We start from the raw sequence: 21,853 nt of genomic DNA, 5'->3' as shown, positions 1-21,853 counted from the left end.
GCTTACTCCTTGAGGACCAGGTCATGGCGCTTGATGGAAATCCCCTGCGCCACGTAATGCTTCCAGCGCTGCCGGGCCAGATGTCGGTCTTCCTCATCGGTGGCAGACACCACTTCAACGACACGCGCAAAGCGCTCGAATCCTTCTGGCACATCGCCACCCAGATTCACCAGCATGTCGTGGTGCGGCGCGCTGTCCAGCCGCTCCAGCAGCACAATGGGCGAGAAGGCCACAATGCCGGCCCCATCGCCTTCGACAGCGTGGGCAAGAAAATCGGTGGGCGAGACACTCCAGAGCCTGGGCGACAAGGCCTTGAGCGACGCGGAAGATCCCAGCACCACCAGTTGCGTGCGATGCCGCAGTGCCTTGCGCGCAAGACGGCACACATAGGCCAGCTTGTCGGGCGCGTTGAAATGGAACGCCACTTCAGTCAAGCGACGCTCCTTTCGCGCAGGCCCGTGCGGATGGGGGCGATGCCATCAGGCCTGCTCCGGCTGGATTGCAGCGGCTGCCTTGCGGCGGCTGGCAGAGCCGGCCTTGGGCGCCGCAACCGACTTGGGCGCGCCGGCCCTGGATGGCGCCTTGCCGGCATCGACGCAGGCCAGCAGGTAGTGCAGCAGCAGGCCCACGGGGCGGCCCGTGCCGCCCTTGGCGGCGCCGCTCTTCCAGGCCGTGCCGGCGATGTCCAGATGAGCCCAGGGAATGTCTCCCACGAAGCGCTGCAGGAACTTGGCCGCCGTGACCGCACCACCTGCGCGGCCCGCCACATTGCCCATGTCGGCGAAATTGCTCTTGAGGCCTTCGCCATACTCCTCGTCCAGCGGCATGCGCCAGCAGGGGTCGAGCGCGGCATCGCCCGCCTGCTCCAGCGCACGGGCCAGCTCGTCGCTGGGCGAAAACATGCCGCTGCGCAGCCCGCCCAGGGCGATGACGCAGGCACCGGTCAGCGTGGCGATGTCCACCATGGCGCGGGGCTTGAAGCGGGCGGCGTAGGTCAGCGCATCGCAGAGCACGAGGCGGCCTTCGGCATCGGTGTTGAGGATTTCTATGGTCTGGCCACTCATGCTGGTGACCACGTCGCCCGGCTTGACGGCTGCGCCTCCGGGCATGTTCTCGGAGGCCGGAATGAGCCCGACCACGTTGATGGCAGGCTGCAGTTGGGCCAGCGCCTGGAACACGCCCAGCACGCTGGCGGCACCGCCCATGTCGAACTTCATCTCGTCCATTTCGGCGGCAGGCTTGAGCGAGATGCCGCCGGTATCGAAGGTAATGCCCTTGCCCACCAGCACCACGGGCGCGGCGCCCTTGGCGCCGCCGTTGTAGTGCAGCTCGATGAAGCGCAGCGGCTGCTCCGACCCCTGGGCCACGGCCATGAAGGCGCCCATGCCGAGCTTGGCGACTTCGGCGGGGCCGTGGACCTTGCAGCTGATGCCGGGCAGCTTGGCCAGGGCACGGGCTGCGTCGGCCAGCAGCATGGGAGTGGCGTGGTTGGCCGGGCGATTGGCCCATTCGCGCGCCAGGGCCATGCCTTCGGCCTGGGCCACGGCGATCTTGAAAGCGGCGGCGATGCCGCCCTTGTCCCCGCTCTTGTCGCCGGACTTGCCGGACGCGGCACTGGCGCCCGTCGCCGCGATCACCAGCTTCTTGAGCGCCACAGGCTTGGCCTGGGGCTTGGTGTGGGTATAGCTGTAGCAGGCATCGGCCGCTGCCACCACCGCTGCTGCCACAGCGCCACCCGTGGCCTCGAAGCCGAAGCACAGCACGGCCTTGCCAACGCCGCTTGCCTTGAGGGCCGAGCCTGCGCCTGCCACGGCCTGGCGTACGTCGCGGGCCGAGCCGCTGCCCGCGCCCAGCAGCACGACGCGGCGGGCGGCCACGGCCGGCAGGCCGTACAGTGCCAACTGCTTGCCGGCTGCCGTTTCGAAATCTCCGGCCTTGACCGCGTGAGCGACCAGGGTGGACAGCGCGTCGCTGCCCGTGGCCGTGGCTTCGGTCACCAGCACCAACAACAGGTCACACTTTTCACGTACTGCAGCGGCAGTCGTCAACGGCTTCAGTTCAAAGTTCATAATCGGCGTTTTCCTTTCAGCCAATGTTATTCGATTCATCCATACGCAAAGAGCTGGCCCGCAGCTTCGGTGCCACGGTCGTGGTGCTGATCACGGTCGTCATGACCATGATGCTGATCCGCACGTTGGGTCAGGCTTACAAGGGCAATGTCAGCCCTTCAGACGTTCTGCTGGTCATGGGATATACGGTGCTTGGCCAGTTGCCAACCATCCTGGGCCTGGGACTTTTCGTGGCCGTGGTCGGTTCACTGTCGCGCATGTACCGCGACAGCGAGATGGTGATCTGGTTCGCCGCAGGCCAGGGACTGGCCAGCCTGCTGCGCCCGCTGCTGCGCTTTGCCTGGCCGGTGCTGGCCGTGATCGCCGTGCTGGGCCTGGGCATCCTGCCCTGGGCCAATCAGCAGATCGAGCAGATCAAGACCCAGTTCGAGCAGCGCAGCGACATCGACCGCATCGCTCCCGGTGAGTTCCAGGAGTCTGCCGGCGGCTCGCGCGTGTTCTTCATCGACAAGGACGTGCCCAGCGCCACCGCTGCCAACAATGTGTTCATCGTGGCCAATGAGCGCGGGCGCGAGTCCGTGACCTCGGCGCGCGGGGCGCGGCTGGAAGTGGTCAAGGGCGAACGCATGGCCGTGCTGACCGACGGCCAGCGCATGGAGACGCAGACCAGCGACGGCTCGGTGAAGATCAGCGAGTTCAAGGAATACGGCACGCAGCTCGGCAGCGGCAACAATCTGGCCGCCGCCGAGGAAATGGCCGCGCGCAGCACGTACACGCATGAGCTGCTGCCGCGCACCGAACCCATCTACCGCGCCGAACTGGGCTGGCGCATAGGCCTGCCTCTGGCGGCGCTGAACTTCGTGATCCTGGGCCTGGCCGTGGCCAGCGTGAACCCGCGTGCCGGTGGCAGCGGCAGCCTCATGCTCGCGCTGTTCGCCTTCATCGTGTACTACAACCTCATGACGCTGGGCGAGAACTGGGTGGCCTCGGGCAAGCTGAGCATGCCCGCCATGACGGCCCTGCTGCACGGCGGCACGTTGCTGCTGGCGCTGCTGGTGCTGCTGGTGCGGCACAGGCGCTGGTCGCCGCGCGATCTGTGGCGCAGGCCCTGCAAGCCGACTGCCCTGGACGACGCGAAGGCGGTGCCATGATGAGAGTTCTGAGAAACCTGCTGTACCGCGACATCATCGCGGCCGTCGGCTATGTGACGCTGGCCTTCCTGGCGCTGTTCTTCTTCTTCGATCTGGTCGATGAGCTGCGATGGGTCGGGCGCGGCGGCGACAACGGCTACAAGATCACGCACGCGCTGCTTTTCGTGGTGCTGCGCATTCCCAGCCACCTGTACGAGCTGATGCCCATCACCGTACTGATCGGCACCATCTACGTGATGGCGCGCTTTGCCCAGAGTTCGGAATTCACCATCATGCGCACCAGCGGCATGGGCCCCTGGCTGGCGCTGCGCACGCTGATGGTGCTGGGCCTGGGCTTTGTGCTGGTCACCTTCGGCACGGGCGACTACCTGGCACCTGCGGCCGAGAACGCGGGCCAGAACATACGCGCCATCCACCTGGCCCAGCTGTCACGCGGGGCCACGGGTGCCTGGCTCAAGGAGCGCCAGGGCGATCATTCCATTGCCATCAACGTGCGTGCCATTCGCGGGCCGGGCGATTTCTCGAATGTGCGCATCTTCGACTTTGACGGCCAGGGCCGCATCTCTGCCCAGATCCATGCGGAATCGGCGCAGGTGAGCGAAGACGGAGAATCCTGGATGCTCCAGGGCGTGCAGGCCAGCCGCCTGACGGCCAAGCCCGACGGCGGCATGGTGCTGCAGCGCGAGAAAGAAGACAGCATGAACTGGAGGACGGGCATCAGCGCCGAGATGGTCTCGGCCGCTTTGCTCAAGCCCGATCGCATGTCCACCATCTCGCTGTTCCAGTATGTGCGCCACCTGGAAGCCAACGGCCAGGCTGCGCAGAAGTACGAGATCGAGTTCTGGCGCAAGGTCTTCTACCCGATGAGCTGCCTGGTGATGGTGGTGCTGGCCCTGCCTTTCGCCTACCTGCATTTCCGCTCGGGCGGCATCGCGGCCTATGTGTTCGGCGGCGTCATGGCCGGCATCAGCTTCTTCCTGCTGAACAACGTGTTCGGCTACATCGGCACGCTGCAGACCTGGTCGCCCTGGCTGACCGCTGCGGCGCCGGGCCTGCTCTACAGCCTTCTTTCATTGACGGCCTTCACCTGGCTGGTGCTGCGCCGCTAGGACCGTTGCCATGCAAAACGAGACAACATCTGCCGGCAGGACCGGGCTGATCCTGCTGGCACACGGCTCGCGCGACGCCTTGTGGCGCCAACCCATCGAGGCCGTGCTGAAGGCCGTTCAGCAGACGCATCCCCAATCCCTGGCCGCCTGCGCCTACCTGGAGGCCTGCGCGCCCGACCTGCCCACCGCCGCGCGCGGGCTGGTCGAGGCCGGCGCCACGCACATCACCGTGCTGCCCCTGTTCCTTGGCACGGGCAAGCATGCGCGCGAGGACATCCCGAAGCTGGTGCAGGAGATAAGCGATACCCATCCGCAGGTGGCCGTGGACCTGCAGCCGGCCGTGGGCGAGCATCCGCGTGTCACGGCCCTGCTGGCAGAACTGGCACTGGTGGCCACGGAGCCCCGTGGTGCACCGGGAAGCTGAAATAACGAATCGCTTCTTTATATAAATGCAGCATAATGGCGTGCAGCACCCTGCTGTCACCGCCATGAACCTGCACCAATTCCGATTCGTCCAAGAAGCGGCGCGCCGCAACCTCAACCTCACCGAGGCGGCCAAGGCCCTGCACACCTCGCAGCCCGGCGTCTCCAAGGCCATCATCGAGCTGGAGGAGGAGCTGGGCATCGACATCTTTGCGCGCCACGGCAAGCGCCTCAAGCGCATCACCGAACCCGGGCTGGAGGTGCTCAAGAGCATCGAGCTCATCATGCGCGAGATCGGAAATCTCAAGCGCATCGGCGAGCAGTACAGCGCCCAGGACAGCGGCACGCTGTCGATTGCCACCACCCACACACAGGCCCGTTACGTGCTTCCGCCTGCCGTGGCACGGCTGCGCGACCTGTATCCCAAGGTCACGATCAGCCTGCACCAGGCCACTCCGGCAGAGGTGGCGCGCATGGTCATCGACGAGGTGGCCGACATCGGCATGGCCACCGAATCCCTGGCCGACTACCCCGATCTCGTCACCCTGCCCTGCTACGAATGGCAGCACGTGCTGGTCATGCCCACAGGCCACCCGCTGGCGCAGAAAGAGCGCATCACGCTGGACGACATCGCCCACGAATCGCTGATCACCTACCACCCTTCGTTCACGGGTCGCGGCAAGATCGACCAGGCCTTTGCCACGCGCCGCCTGCGTCCGCGCATCGTGCTGGAGGCCATTGACTCCGACGTGATCAAGACCTATGTGCGCCTGGGCCTGGGCATCGGCATCGTGGCCGAAATGGCCATGCGCGACGACCCGGTCAATGACCTGGTCGTGCGCCCCATGGGCCACCTGTTCGGCCAGAGCGTGGCACGCGTGGCCATCAAGCGCGGCGCCTACCTGCGCAATTTCGTCTACCGATTCGCCGAACTGCTCAGCGACCGCCTGACGCGCGATCTCATCATGCGCGCCATGAACGGCCACGTGCACGACTACGAACTCTGATCCTCCGCCCCACCGGACCTGCAGTGCGGGTCCGCTCCCGCTGTCCGCTGTTTCCGCCATGACTTCTGCCACGCCCCGCACGCCCGCCTTCCCCAGCCGCCTGCCCCATGTGGGCACGACCATCTTCACCACCATGTCGGCCCTGGCCGCCGAGCACCAGGCGGTGAACCTGGGCCAGGGCTTTCCCGATTTCGGCTGCGACCCCAGGCTGGTCGATGCCGTCACGGCCGCCATGCAGGCCGGCCACAACCAGTACCCGCCCATGCCCGGCCTGCCCCAGCTGCGCCAGGCCATGGCCGACAAGATGCAGGCGCTGTACGGCCGCAGCTACGATGCGGGCACCGAGATCACGGTCACGGCCGGCGCCACGCAGGCCATCCTCACCGCCATCCTGGCCACCGTGCATGCTGGCGACGAGGTCATCGTGCTCGACCCCTGCTACGACAGCTACGTGCCCAACATCGAGCTGGCCGGCGGCGTGCCCGTGCGCGTACCGTTGACGCCGGGCAGCTTCAAGCCCGACTTCGCCAAAATTGCCGCCGCCATCACGCCGCGCACCCGGCTTTTGATCATCAACAGCCCGCACAACCCCAGCGCCACCATCTGGAGCGATACCGAGATGCTGCAGCTGCAGGAGCTGCTGGCGCCCACCGACGTGCTGCTGATCAGTGACGAGGTCTACGAGCACATGGTCTACGACGGCCGCCAGCACCAGAGCGCCGCGCGCTTTGCCGGCCTGGCGGCGCGCGCCTTCATCGTCTCCAGCTTCGGCAAGACCTACCATGTCACGGGCTGGAAGGTGGGCACCGTCGCCGCGCCGGCCGCACTCACGGCCGAGTTCCGCAAGGTCCACCAGTTCAACGTCTTCACCGTCAACACACCCATGCAGGCGGGCCTGGCCAGCTACATGGCCGACCCCGCGCCCTATCTCCAGCTGCCCGCCTTCTATCAGGCCAAACGCGATCTTTTCCGCCAGGGCCTGGAAGGCTCGCGCCTGCGCCTTCTGCCCACGGCGGGGACCTATTTCGTCTGCGCCGACATCTCGGCCGTGTCGGAGCTGGACGAAGCCGCGTTCTGCCAGTGGCTGGTCCGGGAGCATGGCGTGGCGGCCATCCCGCTGTCGGCCTTCTATGGCGACGGCTTCGACCAGCGCGTGGTGCGATTTTGCTTTGCCAAGCAGGACAGCACGCTGCGCGCGGCACTGGATCGGCTGCGCAAACTCTGAGGTTTGTGGGCGAGCGGGCCTGCAGCCCCGGATAATGAGAAGCATTCTCGAATCCAGCTGCGGGCCTTTTGTTCCGCTCACCCATGCCCTCCTCCTCCCAGCGCTACACCACGGCGCAGCTCGACGCCATGCGCCAGCGCCACGGTTTCAGCGTGCGCTTTCTCTCTGCCGTCTCCGAAAACGATTGCATCTTCGAGGGGCAGGTGCAGGAGCACCAGCTGCCCTCGGGCCTGCAACTGGTCAGCTCCGACATCCGCATCGACCACGGCTATGAATCCACATCCGAGCACCCGCGGCGCTTCACCGCCGTGGTCCTGCTCGACGGCCAGGCCGAGCTGCAGTTGCCGGGCGCCCGCCGTGCACTGAGCGTGACGCGCCATGCGGCGGCGGCATTCTCGTGCGGCGACACCGAGATTCTCAAGGCCACCCATGCGGCAGGCCAGACGGTGCGCGGCTTCAACCTGTCCATCGAGGCGCCCGAGGCCTGCGCCGATGCCGAACTGGCCGAGCTGCTGCACCAGGCCATGCGGCAACCCGGCCCGCCACTGCATGCCTGGTCGCTGCCCGAGCACCTGGCCGTCTCGCTGCGCCAGCTGCTCGATGGCGTCTGGAGCGGCAGCCTGGCCCGGCTGCACCGCGAAGGCATTGCGCTGCAGGTGCTGGCCTGCGCGCTGCAGGCACATGCGCAGCCGCGGCCTGCGCCCTTGCCGCGCATCCATCCCCGGGACAGGCGCGGCCTGGAGCGCGTGCGCGAGTGCATGGATGCAGCGCCGGGCCAGGCGCACAGCCTGGACGACCTGGCGCGCCTGGCCTGCATGAGCCCGACCACGCTGCGCGAGAAATTCCAGGCCGCCTACGGCCAGACCGTGTTCGGCTGGCTGCGCGAGCGCCGCATGCAGCTGGCGCGCGAGCGGCTGGCACAGGGCTGGAGCGTGCAGGAAGCGGCCGACTGCGTGGGCTTTCAGCACGCCAGCAATTTCGCCACGGCCTTTCGCCAGCGCTTCGGCCACGCGCCCAGCCAAGGCAGCCTGCGTCGCAAGCCATAGGACTGGCGTCGCCGGGAACAGGCGGCGGCGGCGCACATTTCCCACAATCCGGGCTCACGCCCAGGACCATGGAAATGATGAGCATTCGCATCCAAAACCCCGCCCCGCGACACCCCCAAGGCGCGCGGACCCCACTGTCCCTGCTGATCTGTGCCGTTTGTGCCGCCCCTGCGCCAGCAGTCTGGGCCGCCGACGAGGACAGGCCCGCTGCCAGGAAAGGCGACACCGAACTGGGCACCGTCACCGTGCGCGCCGCCGCCGATGCGGGCACCACCGAAGGCACGGCCCGCTATACCAGCGGTTCCACGGGAACGGCCACGGGCCTGCAACTGTCGGCGCGCGAGACACCGCAGTCGGTCAGCGTGATCACGCGCCAGCTCATGGACGATGCAGGCCAGCTCACGGTCTCGCAGACGCTGGAGGCCTCCGCGCCCGGCCTGTCGGTGAGCCGCAGCGACAGCAACCGCTACCAGTTTTCCTCGCGCGGCTTCGGCGTCAGCAACTTCCAGTTCGACGGGCTGGCCTCGCCCATCAACAGCCTGTGGAACTTCGGCGCCACCGACATGGACACCGCCTTCTACGACCGCGTGGAAATCGTGCGCGGCGCCACGGGCCTGCTCAATGGCTCGGGCGATCCGTCGGCCACGGTGAACTTCGTGCGCAAGCAGCCGCGCGAGACGGCGGGCGGCCATGCATCGCTGACGCTGGGCCGCTGGAACCTGCGCCGCGCCGAGGCCGATCTGTCCCTGCCGCTGGACCGCGAAGGCCGCGTGCATGGCCGCGTCGTGGCTGTGCAATCGGACAGCGACAGCTACGTCAGCCACTTCGGCCAGCGCAGGCAGGGCCTGTACGCCGTGGTGAGCGCGGCCCTGACGCCCGCCACCCGGCTCGTGACCAGCCTCGAATACCAGAAGAACACCAGCCCCGGCATGGGCGCCGGCTTTCCGCTGTTCCATGCGGACGGCAGCCGCACGGACTTCGACCGCTCGGTGTCCAACAACACGCGCTGGTCGCATTTCGGCACGGAGAACACCACGGCCACGCTGGACCTGACGCACCGGCTGGACAACCGCTGGCTGCTGCGCGCCGCCTACAGCCGCAACGACGGCAACTACGACATGCGCTACGTCTACCGGGGCGGCGCGCCGGACGCCAGCACCGGCCTGGGCATGGCCAACTCCTTCATCAAATACCGGGGCGACCGCTCGCGCGACAGCCTGCACCTCACGGCCAGCGGCCCGGTCGCGCTGTTCGGGCGCCAGCACGAGATTGCCGTGGGCTGGAACCATGTGCGCGACGACATCGACATCCGCCGCTACGCACCGCTGGGCACGCCGCCCGCCACGGACAACTTCCTCGACTGGCGCAACGGCAGCCTGGCCGAGCCGGGCTGGTCCGACGTCTCCAACGGCGGCGACGACAGCCGCATGCGCCAAAGCGGCGGCTATGCCGTGGGGCGTTTCTCGCTGGCCGATGGCTGGACGGCCGTGGCCGGCGCCCGCCTGAGCCGCTGGTCCACGCGCCAGAACTACTTCGGCAGCCTGCGCGACTACCGCTACAGCAACGAAATCACGCCCTACGCCGGCCTGCTGTGGGACATCGATGCCCGGCACACGGCCTACCTGAGCTACACGGAAATCTTCACACCCCAGAACTACCGCGACAAGCAAGGCAGCATCCTGGACCCCGTCACCGGCCAGGCCTTCGAGCTGGGCCTCAAGGGCTCCTGGCTGCAGGACCGGCTGCAGGGTTCTGCCGCGCTGTTCCAGACCCGCCAGGACAACCTGGCGCAGGACACGGGCGAATTCATCGATGGCACCACGGACCAGAAGGCCTACCGGGGAGTCAAGGGCGCCCAGGTGCGCGGCATCGACCTGGAACTCAGCGGCGAGCCGGCCCGGGGCTGGCGCCTGGGCGCCAGCTACACGCACTACACGGCACGCAGCGCCAGCGGCGCCGCCTTCAACACCACGCACCCGCGCAGCCTGGTCAAGCTCACGGCCATGCGCAGCTTCGAGGGTGCGCTGCAGGGCCTGAGCCTGGGCGGCAACCTGCGCTGGCAAAGCCGCATCTGGCAGAACGTGACCAACCCGCTGCGCCAGAGCGTGCAGGTAGGCCAGGGCAGCTACCTGGTGGTCAACCTCTCGGCCCACTACCGCATCGACCCCACCTGGTCGGCCAGCGTGCAGCTCAACAACGTGCTGGACCGCCAGTACTACAGCCAGATCGGCTTCTACAACCAGGGCTGGTGGGGCGAGCCGCGCAACATGACGGTGAGCCTGAGGGCGGATTTCTGAGCTGCATCGGCATTGGCGTCGGCATGGACATCGGCAATGCCCGCCCCAACCCCGGCGCCGTAACGGGCGCCGGCCCATGCCATGGGGCGCATCGTGCACGTCCACGCAGGCGCCGCAAAGCCGCATGTTCGCGGGCAGTTGCACGGCAGCGCCGGAGGCGGATTCAGCAGCGGTGCGGTCCTTGCCACAGGCGAGTCCAGGAGCCTTGCGCCGTGATGGCAGGCGCAATGACGGGCGCAATGACGGGCGCATGTCAACGCAATCCTTCTCATTTGCCGAGCAAGGCCGGACAGGTCATTCGCCCGCCGCATGACGTCCTGCCAAAACATTGATTGACGTCAAGACAGCCACCACCCAGCATTGGCCCGCCTGAAAAATCCGCCGCTGGCCCCAGCCGCTGCGCCACCAGAACATCGACAAGGAGACATCCCCCATGCCCCGCACCCTTTCACGCAAGCAATTCCTGCGCGCTGCCGCGCTGCTTGGCGCCACTACGCTGCTGCCCCTGCCCCAGGCCTGGGCGGATGCCTATCCCACCCGGCCGGTCAAGCTGGTCGTGCCCTTCGCCCCTGGCGGCAATACCGATGTGCTGGCGCGCATGGTGGCACAGGGCCTGTCCGAGTCGCTGGGCCAGCCCGTGATCGTGGAAAACATCTCCGGCGCCAACGGCTCCATCGGCGCCAGCCGCGTGGCTTCGGCGGCCAATGATGGCTACACGCTGCTGTTCGGCACGGCCGGCACCCAGGCCATCAACCAGAGCCTGTACAAGAACCTGAGCGAGAAGAACCTGGGCGATTTCGAATACGTGGCCCTGGTCACCACCATCCCCAACGTGCTGGTGGTCAACGAGGCGCGCACGCCCGCCAGGACGGTGAAGGACCTGGTGGTACGCGCCGCCGCGCAAAAGACCGGCATGAGCTATGGCTCGCCGGGCAGCGGCTCCACGGTCCACCTGTCGGGCGAGCTGTTCAAGAGCGCCACCCAGCTGGACATGGTGCATGTGCCCTACAAGGGCAGCGCGCCGGCCCTGACCGACCTGCTGGGCGGCCAGATCGATTTCATCTTCGAGAACGTGACGCCCGCCCTGCCCTTCGTGCAGTCGGGCAAGCTCAAGGCCCTGGCCGTGACCTCGGAGCAGCGCCTGCCCGCCCTGCCCGATGTGCCGACCATGAAGGAAAGCGGCTACCCCGCCTTCGTGACCGGCACCTGGAACGGCGTGCTGGCGCCCAAGGGCACGCCGGCCGCCATCGTCAAGCGGCTGGAGGATGCCACGCTCAAGGTGGCGGGCCATACCGACTTCAAGTCCAAGGTGACGGCGCTGGGCGGCGAAGTGCGCCTGCTGGACTCCAAGGCCTTCCGCGAATTCACGCGGGCCGAGTACCAGCGCTGGAATGCCATCGTTCAGACGGCGAAGCTGGAGCGGCAATAACGCCGGCTCCGTTCCCAGCCTCCGGCGCCCGCTGGCGGCGGGCCCAGAACGTCTCGTTCGCCCAGCGCGGCTCCAGCGCATAGTAGTGCTCGTGATGGCTGCGGTACGCGGCGCGTATCGGCCGGATCCACGCATCCCAGGCAGGCAACGCACCGGCGTCGCCCGCCAGGCTGCGGCGCACGGCCAGGGCGGCCTCGCTGCCGGTGACCAGGCTGTTGAGCAGGCCCTGCGATGCCAGCGGATCGAAGGACAGGCAGGCATCGCCCACGGCCAGCCAATCCGGCCCGCTGGCTGCATCCAGCCATTGCTCGTGGGCGGCGGCCACCCGCAACGGCTCCAGCACCTGGCTGCCCACGCTGCGCGCGCCCACCAGGGCCGTGCGATCGGCCATGTCCAGCAGATCCGCCGTGCTGCGCAGGCGGCGGGCTTCGGGCAGGTCGATATCGGTCTGCCAGGCAATCACGCAACTGCCATCAGGCAGATCGGCGCTGTACCACCAGCCTTCGGCATCCGACTCGATCATGGTGGTGCCTGCATGCTCATGCGATGGCGGCTCCACCCAGGCGTGAAAACAGACCAGGCGGCCGTCGCGGCGGACCTCGGCACCCGCCTGCCGGGCCACCCGGGCCGCGCGGCCCGTGGCATCGACCACGATGCGGCAGGACAGCTCCAACGGGCCGTGCGCCGGGACGCCCTGCGCCCTATCGATCAGGCAGCGCCAGCGCATGGGTGCGCCCGGTGGCTGGCGCTGCAGGCTGCGCAGCGTGGCGGGCACCAGGCAGGGCACGCCACGGCTGCGCGCAGCCTCCAGCAGCATGGCGTCGAAGCGCTTGCGGTCCAGGTGCCAGCCCGCGCCATGCGGGTCGAACAGTGCGTCCTGAAAGATGACCTCGGAGCTTCCCCACAGTGACCGCCGCGACCAGGCAGGACGGTGGCCCTGTGCCGCGAACGCATCCCACACGCCCAGGTCGGACAGAATCACCCGGGCCGCAGCGGGCAGGGTTTCGCCAATGGCCCGCCCAGCCTGCACGGCGCGTCCTACCAGCGCCACGCGGCAATGCCCTGCCAGCTGCGCGGCAACGGCCGCGCCCGCCGGTCCCGCGCCCACGACGAGCACATCCAGTTCATCCGGCAGCGGCGCGGTGGCCATGGCATGCGCAGACATAGACATGGCCGCCATTCAGCGCGGCAGCACCGGGCCGCGCTGCGTCAGGGCGCGCAGCTGCTCTTCGTTGTCTGCGTCGAAGGGCTCGATGCGGGGAGGCGCTTCCTGCCCGGCCGGTTGCACGGCAGTCTTGAGCATGTGCGACGGCGCCGGGGCGATGCGGTTTTCCACCTGCATCAACGGCGGGAAGTCCTTGTCGCCAAGCGGGCCCGGCCGATTCTCGATGACGCCCATGTCACCGAAGTGGCTGATCATGCGGTTGATCTCGCTCTCATAGCCTCCCTCGCCCAGGGTGCGGAACCACGACTCGCGCCGGTTGAAGGCGGCGACACGCTGCTCGCGCGGCAGTTCGGTATCGATGACCTTTTCATAGGCCTCCTGCGTCAGCACCTGGTTGGGCACGCGGGCCGGCCAGAACGTGGGCAGGTAGGGGTCGTAGCGCGGGCCGTAGCCGGCGTAGTAGCCGCTGCGGCAGCTGGCGGTGTCGGTCTGCCAGGGAACGGCCATCCAGCGCGTGAGGTCGCCGGCCACCTGTGCATACAGCGGCCCGCTCTCGGACAGCGCCACGGCGGGAGTGAGCCGGGAGCCGTAGAGCTGCAGCTCGGGCGGGTTCTCGGCCGCCTCGCGGATGCGAAATGGCGCCCGGTACATGCTGGCGTGGCGCATGGGCCAGGTGATCTCGCAACCCGGGTGAAAGGCATCGGCCAGGCAGTCGTCCATGGCGGCATGGTCGAGCATGGTGGGCTGCTCCTGCAGCGGCACATCGGACAGCTGGGCCGGGTACTTCTGGCCGGGCGTCCAGTCGGAGAGAAAGTGGCCTGCGGCCCACAGGTCCAGCATCCTCAGCTGCGTGGCCGTCAGCGCCGCATGCTGGCGCGGCGTGTCGGCCGGCGGCACGGCCATGGCGTCGCCATACAGCCAGGGCCAGGGCTGGGGGGATGCGCCATCACGGTCAAAACGGCGGAAGGCATTGGCCACCTGCTGGCGCAGCTCGGCCCAGGTCGTGCCCGGGCTGTTGAGCCTGGCGATCCACGCCTCGTCATCCGCACTGGCGGCGGCACCCCAGCCGAACTGGGCGGCAAAGCCCTTGTTCGCCCACTGCAGGCTGCTCTGGCGCTGGAGTATGGGCAGGATGTGCCGGCTGAAGGAGACCTGCAGCGGAAACGCAGCCATGCCCGAGCGGATGAAAACATCCTCCATCAGGTCCTTCATGGTGCGCACCGACTTCATCTGCGGGCCGTAGTTGGGCGGCGCAACCGTGACCCATGCCGCATCCACCGGCACGGAAACGCCGGCCACGACGACCTTCGCGCGCACCGGGCCATCGGCCACATCGTCATGCCAGCCCTCGTTGTTCGCAAACGTGGTGGCCTTGGAGCCATCCACGGAGGCAGAGACGCCCCGGCCTCCCAGCACGAGAAGCTGGCCCGTCTTTTCAATGCGCAATTCGCCCAGATACACCGGCTTGCCGCAGAAACTGCCGCTGTCGAATGCCACCGGGGCCGAGCCTTTGGCAATGCGGCGGGCTCCCGGCCGAATGGCCAGGCTTTTCCGGTCCTTCACCTTGGCATTGCGCAAAATCGTGGGATCGGCCGCTGCGGCTTCAGGCACGTCCAGCGCCAATTGGAATTGATACCAGGCGGCTTTGGTATTGGCCAGTTCGACTTCCCATTCGATTTCGTCCTGGTCGGCCGTGAGTTCACGCACCACCTCGCCCGCGGCGTTGTAGCCGTAGATGCGAAAGCGCGCAGCCTGGCGCTTGAGCGCGCCCTGCGCATCACGCAGGCTGCCCGGCGCCATGGGCGGCACATGCATCAGCTCGGGGCCGACATAGTACTCATCCGGGCTATTGCCAATACGCGCCACACCAATTCCCGGGTGTATGGCAGCACGCACAATGGTGGAGTCGATTCCCATTTGTCGCCCTTTCAGTTGCTGAGGCACTGATTGCAACAAACGGTATCAAAAATGCCGAGACAAAGTTAATTATCGGGAATCGACAATCCATAGCAGGGCGCAAATCGATTCATATGAACCCATTTGCGCAAAAGATGCCGAATCGCTATTGATAATGAATTGGCAAGATAAATACCGGTTCACAGCAGCACGATGTCGTACTGCTCCTGTGCCATGGCGGTCTCGGCCTGCAGCGAGATGGGTTTCTTGATGAAGTCGGACAGGCCGGCCAGGTGCTGGCTTTCCTCGTCCAGGAACATCTCGACCACCTTGGGCGAGGCCACGATGCGGAACTCGCGCGGGTTGAACTGGCGCGCCTCGCGCAGGATTTCGCGCAGCACCTCGTAGCAGACGCTGCGCACGGTCTTCACATGGCCCTTGCCCTGGCAGACAGGGCAGGATTCGCACAGCATGTGGGCCAGCGATTCGCGCGTGCGCTTGCGCGTCATCTCCACCAGGCCCAGCTGCGAGAAGCCACCCGCCATGGTCTTGACCCGGTCGCGCCCGAGCTGGCGCTTGAATTCGGACAGCACCTCGGCCTGGTGGTCGTCGCGCACCATGTCGATGAAATCCACGATGATGATGCCGCCCAGGTTGCGCAGGCGCAGCTGGCGCGCGATCTGGTGAGCGGCTTCCAGGTTGGTCTTGAAGATGGTGTCGTCGAAGTTGCGCGCGCCCACGTAGCCGCCGGTATTGACGTCCACCGTGGTCAGCGCCTCTGTCTGGTCCACGATCAGGTAGCCGCCCGACTTGAGGTCCACCCGCCGGCCCAGCGCGCGGGCGATTTCCTCGTCGATGGCGAACAGATCGAAGATGGGCCGCTCGCCGCGGTAATGCTGCAGCTTGGGCACGGCCGCCGGCATGTACTCCTGCCCGAAGGTCATGAGCAGGGCGAACTGCTCCTTGGAGTCGATGCGGATGCTCTGCGTGCCTTCGCCCACCAGATCGCGCAGCACGCGCTGCAGCAGGTTCAGGTCCTGGTGCAGCAGCGACATGGGCGGCAGGCGCACCGAGGCCTCCTTGATGCGGCTCCAGGTCTTGCGCAGGTAGCGGATGTCGTCGGCCAGCTCGGCGTCGCTGGAGTCCTCGCCATTGGTGCGCAGGATGAAGCCGCCGCCGCCGCCGGTCTCCTTGGTGCCGACCAGGCCCTGCAGCCGGGCGCGCAGGGCATCGCGCTCGCCCTGCGGGATTTTCTGCGAGATGCCGATGTGGTCGTCCTGCGGCAGCAGCACCAGCAGGCGTCCCGCAATGCTGATCTGCGTGGACAGGCGCGCGCCCTTGGTGCCGATCGGATCCTTGATGACCTGCACCATGATGGTCTGGCCCTCGAAAACCTGCTTTTCGATGGGCACGACAGGCATGTCCTTGCGCGCGAACATGGGGGCCTCGCCCCCTTCCTGCCGCTGCCAGACATCGGCCACGTGCAGGAAGGCCGCGCGCTCCAGGCCGATGTCGATGAAGGCCGACTGCATGCCCGGCAGCACACGCGAGACCTTGCCCAGGTACACGTTGCCGACCAGGCCGCGCTCCAGCGGGCGCTCCATGTGCAGTTCCTGGACGGCGCCGTTCTCGATGATGGCCACGCGCGTTTCCTGTGGCGACCAATTGATCAGAATGTCTTGCTGCATGCTGTGCCTGTGGTGTGCTTTGTCGTTTGTATTTCTCGGCCGGAGCGGGCCGGCAGACATCTTGCCGTGCCGCGCGCTGCCATCGGCCGTGCGCGCCTGCCTGCACGCCCCTCGGGGCCCAGGTCGGGGAGCTGGCCTACAGCGCCCAGCCCAGCTCGCGCAACAGCGCCGCCGTCTCGAACAGCGGCAGGCCCATGATGCCCGAGTAGCTGCCTTGCAGCCACTGCACATGGGCCGCCGCACGGCCCTGTATGCCATAGGCACCGGCCTTGCCCATGGGCTCGCCCGAGGCCACGTAGGCATCGATCTGCTGAGCGCTCATGGCCGCAAAGCGAACCCGGGAGACCGACAGCGCAGCCAGGCGCCGCGCGCCATGCTGTATGGCCACGGCCGTCAGCACCTCATGCTCTCGGCCGGCAAGCCCCGTCAGCATGCGGCGTGCATCGTCGGCATCGGCGGGCTTGCCCAGAATACGGCCGTCGAGCGCCACCGTGGTGTCCGAGCAGAGCACGGGAGCGGCAGCCAGCGCACGGCGCGCGTGGCGGGCCACGGCAGCGTCGAGCTTGAGTGCGGTCACGCGCTGCACGTAGTCGCGCGCTGCCTCGCCGGCCAGCTCGGTTTCCATGGCCTCGGCATCTTCGGCGATGTCGCCATCCGCATTGGGCAGCAAAAGCTCATGGGCCACGCCCAGCTGCTCCAGCAGTTGGCGGCGGCGGGGGCTTTGGGAGGCTAGGTAGATGAAGGGCGGCATGATGAAAATGAGAAATGCCTTCAGCCCTTTGTATCAAAGCGCCGAAGGCTATCAAAATCATAGTATCACGAGATCTTCCGATCCGCATGACACCGCCGCTGCCGCTATTCCCGGTGGTAGGGATGGCCGGCGTTGACCGACCAGGCACGGTACAGCTGCTCGATAAGGAGCACCCGCACCATGGCATGCGGCAGGGTCAGGTCCGACAGGCGTATGCGCTCGTGTGCGGCCTGCCTGAAGGCGGGGTCCAGACCGTCCGGGCCTCCGATGATGAGGGCCACGTCATCGCCCTCCAGCTGCCAGCCCTGCAGGCGCTGGGCCAGGGCCTTGGTCGTCAGATTGGTGCCGCGCTCATCGAGCACCACGATGCGCGTGCCGCGCGGAATGGCGGCCTCGATGCGCTTGCGCTCGGCCGCGTACAGGGTCTCGACCGTCTTGGAGCCGCGTGGCTCCGTCTTGACGGCCTTGAGCTCCACCTTGAGTTCCGGAGGAAAACGCTTGGCGTAGTCGTCGTAGGCTGTCTGCGCCCAGTCGGGCACATGCTGGCCCACGGCCACGATCAACAGCTTCATGCAGCGTCAGCCCTGAACCGCTCAGGCCTTGGCGCGGGGGGCGCGCTTGGCTGCCGGCTTGGCGGCAGGCTTGGCAGCGGCGCCCGCCTTGGCCTTGGCGGGGGCGCGGTTGACCACCACGGTCTTGATGGCCTTGGGCGCCGCCGTCTTGCCGGCCGGCGACTTGGCTGCGGCCGACTTCACAGCAGCCGGCTTTGCCGCTGCGGAACGGGGTGCAGCGGCCTTGGCAGGGGCCGCCTTCTTGGCAGCGGGCTTCTTGGCGGCGGCGGAGGCTGCGCCAGAAGCGGCCTTCTTGGCTGCAGGCTTGGCAGCGGTTGCCGCCGCCTTCTTGGTTGCAGCCTTCTTGGCCTTTTCTTCCGCCTTGTCGGTGGCAGCCGAGCGCGTGGGCTTGGGAGCGCCCAGCTTCAGGCGTACAGGCGTCTCGCCCCAGATCTCTTCCAGGCGGTAGTACTGGCGGATGGCCGGCTGCATGACATGGACCACGGCCTGGCCGCAGTCCACGATGATCCACTCGCCGTTTTCTTCGCCTTCCTGGCGCGGCACGGGGAAACCGGCCTGCTTGACGGCGTCGCGCACGCTGGAGGCCAGCGCCTTGGTCTGGCGGTTGGAGGTGCCCGCAGCCACGATCACGCGCTCGAACAGCGGCGAGAGCTTTTCGGTATTGAAGACCTGGATGTCTTGGGCCTTGACGTTTTCGAGGCCGTCAACAATGGCGCGTTGCAGCTTGGTCACGTCGCGCTTGGCTGCGGAATCCGATTTGGTGGAAGTGGTCATCAGGCGGTGATCAATGGAATAGGAATGGGATCAATATAGCGCGAGCGCCGTGCGGCCCGTAGAGGGCTGGGCTGTAGCGGCGCTCCAAAATGCATGGAGTTCGCCCACAGATCGCCGGAAGATTTCGCGCCGAAGAAAGTGGAGAACGCAGCCAACGCTGCGCCTCAAGCTATTGAAATTATAGTTTTGCCGCCTATTCCCTTGCACGCGCGGATTTCGCCACGCCGCTCGGGAGGGCGGCTTTCGGGCTCAAAGCCAGTCGCGGGGCACCAGGAATTGCTCCAGCAAAGCGCGCTCGGGGGTGCCGGGCGCGTCCTCGCGCTGGTAGCTCCAGCTCGCATGCGGTGGCATGGACAGCAAGATGGACTCCGTACGCCCGCCGGACTGCAGGCCGAAGTGCGTGCCCCGGTCCCAGACCAGGTTGAACTCCACATAGCGGCCGCGGCGGTAGCGCTGGAAATCGACCTGCTGCTGCCCGTAGTCCATGGCCTGGCGGCGCTCGACGATGGGAAGGTAGGACTCCAGAAAGGCATCGCCCACCGAGCGCAGCATGTCGAAACTGCGCGCCTGGCCCAGCTCCGAGAAGTCGTCGAAGAAGATGCCGCCGATGCCGCGCTGCTCGTTGCGGTGCTTCAGGCGGAAGTACTCGTCGCACCAGGTCTTGAAGCGCGGGTAAAGCGTGTCGCCAAAAGGCGCCAGCGCATCGCGGCAGACGCGGTGAAAGTGCTGTGCATCTTCCTCGAAGCCGTAGACCGGCGTCAGGTCCATGCCGCCGCCGAACCAGCAGGTGGGTTCGTTGCCCGGCTGCCCTGCCGCACCTGAGCCGGCTGCAATCATTCGCACATTCATGTGCACCGTAGGCACAAAAGGATTGCGCGGATGGAAGACCAGGGACACGCCCATGGCCTCGAACGGCGCACCGGCCAGCTCAGGCCGGTGCTGCGTGGCCGAGGGCGGCAGCTGCGGCCCGCGCACATGCGAGAAGCCACAGCCCGCGCGCTCGAACACGCGGCCGCCTTCCATGATGCGGGTGATGCCATCGCCCTGCAGGCGCTCGCCGGGGCCCTTGCTCCAGGCGTCGGACAGAAAGCGTGCACCGCCCTCGCCTTCCACCTGTTCCAGCGCCTGCGTGATGCGGGCCTGCAGGCCCGTCAGGTACTCGCGCACCTGGGCCACGGGCAGCGCCTGCCCGGTCGATTGCTCTGCCATGGACTCAGTTCTTCACGGCACGGAAGCCGATGTCGCGGCGGTACTGGGCACCATCGAAATGGATGCCGCGCGCCACGTCATAGACCTTTTGCTGGGCCTGCTTGACGCTGTCGGCCAGCACGGTGACGCACAGTACGCGGCCACCGCTGGTGACGGGCACACCGTCCTTGAGCTGGGTGCCAGCATGGAAGACCATGGCATCGGCGGCGTCCTGCGGCAGCCCGCTGATGGCATCGCCCTTGCGCGGGTCCTCGGGGTAGCCTGCTGCGGCCATGACTACGCCCAGCGCCGTGCGGCGGTCCCATTGCAGCTCGACCTGGTCGAGCTTGGCATCGGTGGCCGCCAGCATGACGTCCACCAGATCGCTCTTGAGGCGCATCATGATGGGCTGGGTCTCGGGGTCGCCCATGCGGCAGTTGAACTCCAGCGTCTTGGGATGGCCGGATGCATCGATCATCAGGCCCGCATACAGGAAGCCGGTGTAGGGAATGCCGTCCTTTTCCATGCCACGGATGGTCGGCAGGATGATCTCGCGCATGGCGCGGGCATGCACGTCGGCCGTGACCACGGGCGCGGGCGAGTAGGCGCCCATGCCGCCCGTGTTCGGGCCCTGGTCGCCGTCCTTCAGGCGCTTGTGGTCCTGGCTGGTCGCCAGGGCCAGGACGTTCTTGCCGTCGCACAGCACGATGAAGCTGGCTTCCTCGCCGGCGAGGAATTCCTCGATCACCACGCGGGCACCGCCGTCGTTGTGGGCCACGCCGTACTTGTTGTCCACGAGCATGAAGTCCACGGCGTCGTGGGCTTCCTGCAGCGTGGTCGCAACGACCACGCCCTTGCCTGCGGCCAGGCCGTCGGCCTTGACCACGATGGGCGCCCCCAGGCGATCCACATAGGCGTGGGCAGCAACCGGGTCGGTGAAAGTCTCGTAGAGCGCCGTGGGGATGCCGTGGCGCGCCATGAAGTCCTTGGAAAACGCCTTGGAGCTTTCCAGCTGGGCAGCCGCCTTGGAGGGGCCGAAGATGCGCAGGCCATGGGCACGGAACTCATCGACCACGCCGGCCGCCAAAGGCGCCTCGGGGCCCACCACGGTCAGCGCGACCTTCTCGGCCTGCGCCCACTCGCGCAGCGCCTGCGGGTCGGTGATGTTGAGGTTCTCCACCTTGCCGCCGGCCAGGCCCGTGCCACCGTTGCCGGGGGCCACATAAACCTTGGTCGATTTCGGCGATTCAGCCAGTTTCCACGCCAGGGCGTGCTCGCGGCCTCCGCCACCAATCACAAGAATTTTCATAGTTCAGCGTTGTGGTAGACGTCCTGTACGTCATCCAGGTCTTCGATCATGTCCAGCAGCTTTTGCATGCGGGCTGCGTCATCGCCTTGCAGGGCGATGGTGTTTTCCGGGCGCATGGTGACTTCAGCCACCTCCGGCGTCAGGCCCTTGGCCTGCAGCGCGTCGCGCACGGTTTCGAACTCGGCGGGTGCGGTCAGCACCTCGATGGCCCCCTCATCATCGGTGATCACGTCCTCGGCACCGGCCTCCAGCGCCACTTCCATGATCTGGTCCTCGTCGCTTCCGGGAGCAAAGATCAGTTGTCCGACATGCTTGAACTGGAAGGACACGGAACCCTCCGCGCCCATGTTGCCACCGTACTTGCTGAAGGCATGACGCACATCCGCCACAGTGCGCACGCGATTGTCGGTCATGGTGTCCACGATGATCGCCGCGCCGCCAATGCCGTAGCCTTCGTAGCGGATTTCCTCGTAGGTCACGCCTTCGAGATTGCCCGTGGCCTTGTCGATGTTGCGCTTGATGTTGTCGGCCGGCATGTTGGCCGCCTTGGCCTTTTCCACCGCCAGGCGCAGGCGCGGGTTGGCGCTGAGATCGCCCCCTCCCGTGCGTGCCGCCACCATGATTTCACGGATGATGCGAGTCCAGACCTTGCCGCGCTTTTCGTCCTGGCGGCCTTTGCGGTGCTGGATATTGGCCCATTTACTGTGTCCTGCCACAGGCTGTCCTTTGATATTGATTTAACCTTGCGGCTGGG

Annotated in this window: 19 protein-coding genes; 8 read left to right on the top strand and 11 right to left on the bottom strand. The window is 67.0% G+C overall.

Annotated elements, in window-relative coordinates:
• Positions 1 to 2: 2 nt before the first annotated feature.
• Together ACF8ML_RS22175 and ACF8ML_RS22170 are read right to left on the bottom strand one after the other, a co-directional pair.
• Positions 3 to 434: a DNA polymerase III subunit chi gene (locus tag ACF8ML_RS22175; RefSeq protein ID WP_016445885.1), complete on the bottom strand. Its 432-nt coding sequence runs from the start codon at positions 432 to 434 to the stop codon at positions 3 to 5.
• Positions 435 to 479: 45 nt separating this feature from the next.
• Entirely contained in the window at positions 480 to 2,069 is a 1,590-nt protein-coding gene (locus ACF8ML_RS22170) for a leucyl aminopeptidase (RefSeq protein WP_154834409.1), read from the bottom strand.
• Positions 2,070 to 2,092: 23 nt separating this feature from the next.
• Between ACF8ML_RS22170 and lptF the strand changes: the two genes are divergently transcribed.
• The 8 genes from lptF (at position 2,093) to ACF8ML_RS22130 (ending at position 11,756) form a co-directional block, all read left to right on the top strand.
• Positions 2,093 to 3,220, top strand: a complete 1,128-nt coding sequence (gene lptF, locus ACF8ML_RS22165) for an LPS export ABC transporter permease LptF (protein WP_016445883.1) — start codon at positions 2,093 to 2,095, stop codon at positions 3,218 to 3,220.
• Positions 3,220 to 4,329 (top strand): LPS export ABC transporter permease LptG, encoded by a 1,110-nt coding sequence (gene lptG / locus ACF8ML_RS22160; protein WP_277848505.1) that lies wholly within the window; start codon positions 3,220 to 3,222, stop codon positions 4,327 to 4,329. Before lptF ends, lptG begins: the two co-directional genes overlap by 1 nt.
• A 10-nt stretch (positions 4,330 to 4,339) precedes the next feature.
• The gene (locus ACF8ML_RS22155; RefSeq protein WP_016445881.1) at positions 4,340 to 4,753 is read left to right on the top strand and encodes a sirohydrochlorin chelatase; all 414 of its coding nucleotides are present in this window, start codon (positions 4,340 to 4,342) and stop codon (positions 4,751 to 4,753) included.
• 64 nt (positions 4,754 to 4,817) lie between these two features.
• A complete protein-coding gene (locus ACF8ML_RS22150) occupies positions 4,818 to 5,759 on the top strand; it encodes a CysB family HTH-type transcriptional regulator (protein WP_016445880.1) in 942 nt (313 codons plus the stop codon).
• A gap of 58 nt (positions 5,760 to 5,817) precedes the next feature.
• Complete coding sequence (locus ACF8ML_RS22145) at positions 5,818 to 6,984, top strand: pyridoxal phosphate-dependent aminotransferase (RefSeq protein ID WP_047327741.1); 1,167 nt, start codon at positions 5,818 to 5,820, stop codon at positions 6,982 to 6,984.
• An 83-nt stretch (positions 6,985 to 7,067) separates the two neighbouring features.
• A complete protein-coding gene (locus ACF8ML_RS22140) occupies positions 7,068 to 8,030 on the top strand; it encodes a helix-turn-helix transcriptional regulator (RefSeq protein ID WP_154834411.1) in 963 nt (320 codons plus the stop codon).
• Between the two features lie 77 nt (positions 8,031 to 8,107).
• Positions 8,108 to 10,327, top strand: a complete 2,220-nt coding sequence (locus ACF8ML_RS22135; RefSeq protein ID WP_227740758.1) for a TonB-dependent siderophore receptor — start codon at positions 8,108 to 8,110, stop codon at positions 10,325 to 10,327.
• Positions 10,328 to 10,760: 433 nt separating this feature from the next.
• Positions 10,761 to 11,756: a Bug family tripartite tricarboxylate transporter substrate binding protein gene (locus tag ACF8ML_RS22130; protein WP_392407980.1), complete on the top strand. Its 996-nt coding sequence runs from the start codon at positions 10,761 to 10,763 to the stop codon at positions 11,754 to 11,756.
• Here ACF8ML_RS22130 and ACF8ML_RS22125 read toward each other — a convergent pair.
• The 9 genes from ACF8ML_RS22125 to ACF8ML_RS22085 form a co-directional block, all read right to left on the bottom strand.
• Complete coding sequence (locus ACF8ML_RS22125; protein ID WP_392407979.1) at positions 11,692 to 12,927, bottom strand: NAD(P)/FAD-dependent oxidoreductase; 1,236 nt, start codon at positions 12,925 to 12,927, stop codon at positions 11,692 to 11,694. The genes ACF8ML_RS22130 and ACF8ML_RS22125 overlap by 65 nt on opposite strands.
• A gap of 9 nt (positions 12,928 to 12,936) precedes the next feature.
• Positions 12,937 to 14,838: a LodA/GoxA family CTQ-dependent oxidase gene (locus tag ACF8ML_RS22120; RefSeq protein WP_392407978.1), complete on the bottom strand. Its 1,902-nt coding sequence runs from the start codon at positions 14,836 to 14,838 to the stop codon at positions 12,937 to 12,939.
• Between the two features lie 179 nt (positions 14,839 to 15,017).
• Positions 15,018 to 16,505, bottom strand: coding sequence for a ribonuclease G (gene rng, locus ACF8ML_RS22115; protein ID WP_016453532.1), 1,488 nt, complete (start codon positions 16,503 to 16,505; stop codon positions 15,018 to 15,020).
• A 136-nt stretch (positions 16,506 to 16,641) separates the two neighbouring features.
• Entirely contained in the window at positions 16,642 to 17,256 is a 615-nt protein-coding gene (locus ACF8ML_RS22110) for a nucleoside triphosphate pyrophosphatase (RefSeq protein WP_016446886.1), read from the bottom strand.
• Between the two features lie 104 nt (positions 17,257 to 17,360).
• Complete coding sequence (gene rlmH / locus ACF8ML_RS22105) at positions 17,361 to 17,828, bottom strand: 23S rRNA (pseudouridine(1915)-N(3))-methyltransferase RlmH (RefSeq protein ID WP_012205361.1); 468 nt, start codon at positions 17,826 to 17,828, stop codon at positions 17,361 to 17,363.
• 21 nt (positions 17,829 to 17,849) lie between these two features.
• Positions 17,850 to 18,602: a ribosome silencing factor gene (rsfS, locus tag ACF8ML_RS22100; protein ID WP_034363878.1), complete on the bottom strand. Its 753-nt coding sequence runs from the start codon at positions 18,600 to 18,602 to the stop codon at positions 17,850 to 17,852.
• A gap of 249 nt (positions 18,603 to 18,851) precedes the next feature.
• Positions 18,852 to 19,811 carry an oxygen-dependent coproporphyrinogen oxidase gene (gene hemF, locus ACF8ML_RS22095; RefSeq protein WP_392407976.1) on the bottom strand — a complete coding sequence of 320 codons (960 nt, stop codon included), beginning with the start codon at positions 19,809 to 19,811 and terminating at the stop codon, positions 18,852 to 18,854.
• Between the two features lie 4 nt (positions 19,812 to 19,815).
• The gene (purD, locus tag ACF8ML_RS22090) at positions 19,816 to 21,099 is read right to left on the bottom strand and encodes a phosphoribosylamine--glycine ligase (protein WP_012205358.1); all 1,284 of its coding nucleotides are present in this window, start codon (positions 21,097 to 21,099) and stop codon (positions 19,816 to 19,818) included.
• Positions 21,096 to 21,815: a YebC/PmpR family DNA-binding transcriptional regulator gene (locus tag ACF8ML_RS22085; RefSeq protein WP_392407974.1), complete on the bottom strand. Its 720-nt coding sequence runs from the start codon at positions 21,813 to 21,815 to the stop codon at positions 21,096 to 21,098. Before ACF8ML_RS22085 ends, purD begins: the two co-directional genes overlap by 4 nt.
• Between the last annotated feature and the right edge of the window lie 38 nt (positions 21,816 to 21,853).

This window comes from Delftia sp. WSY_10 (assembly GCF_043104705.1).
In the GTDB taxonomy this organism is placed as follows: domain Bacteria; phylum Pseudomonadota; class Gammaproteobacteria; order Burkholderiales; family Burkholderiaceae_C; genus Comamonas; species Comamonas tsuruhatensis.
The sequence above is the reverse complement of the archived record's forward strand: the minus strand, read 5'-3'. Positions and strand labels throughout refer to the sequence as shown.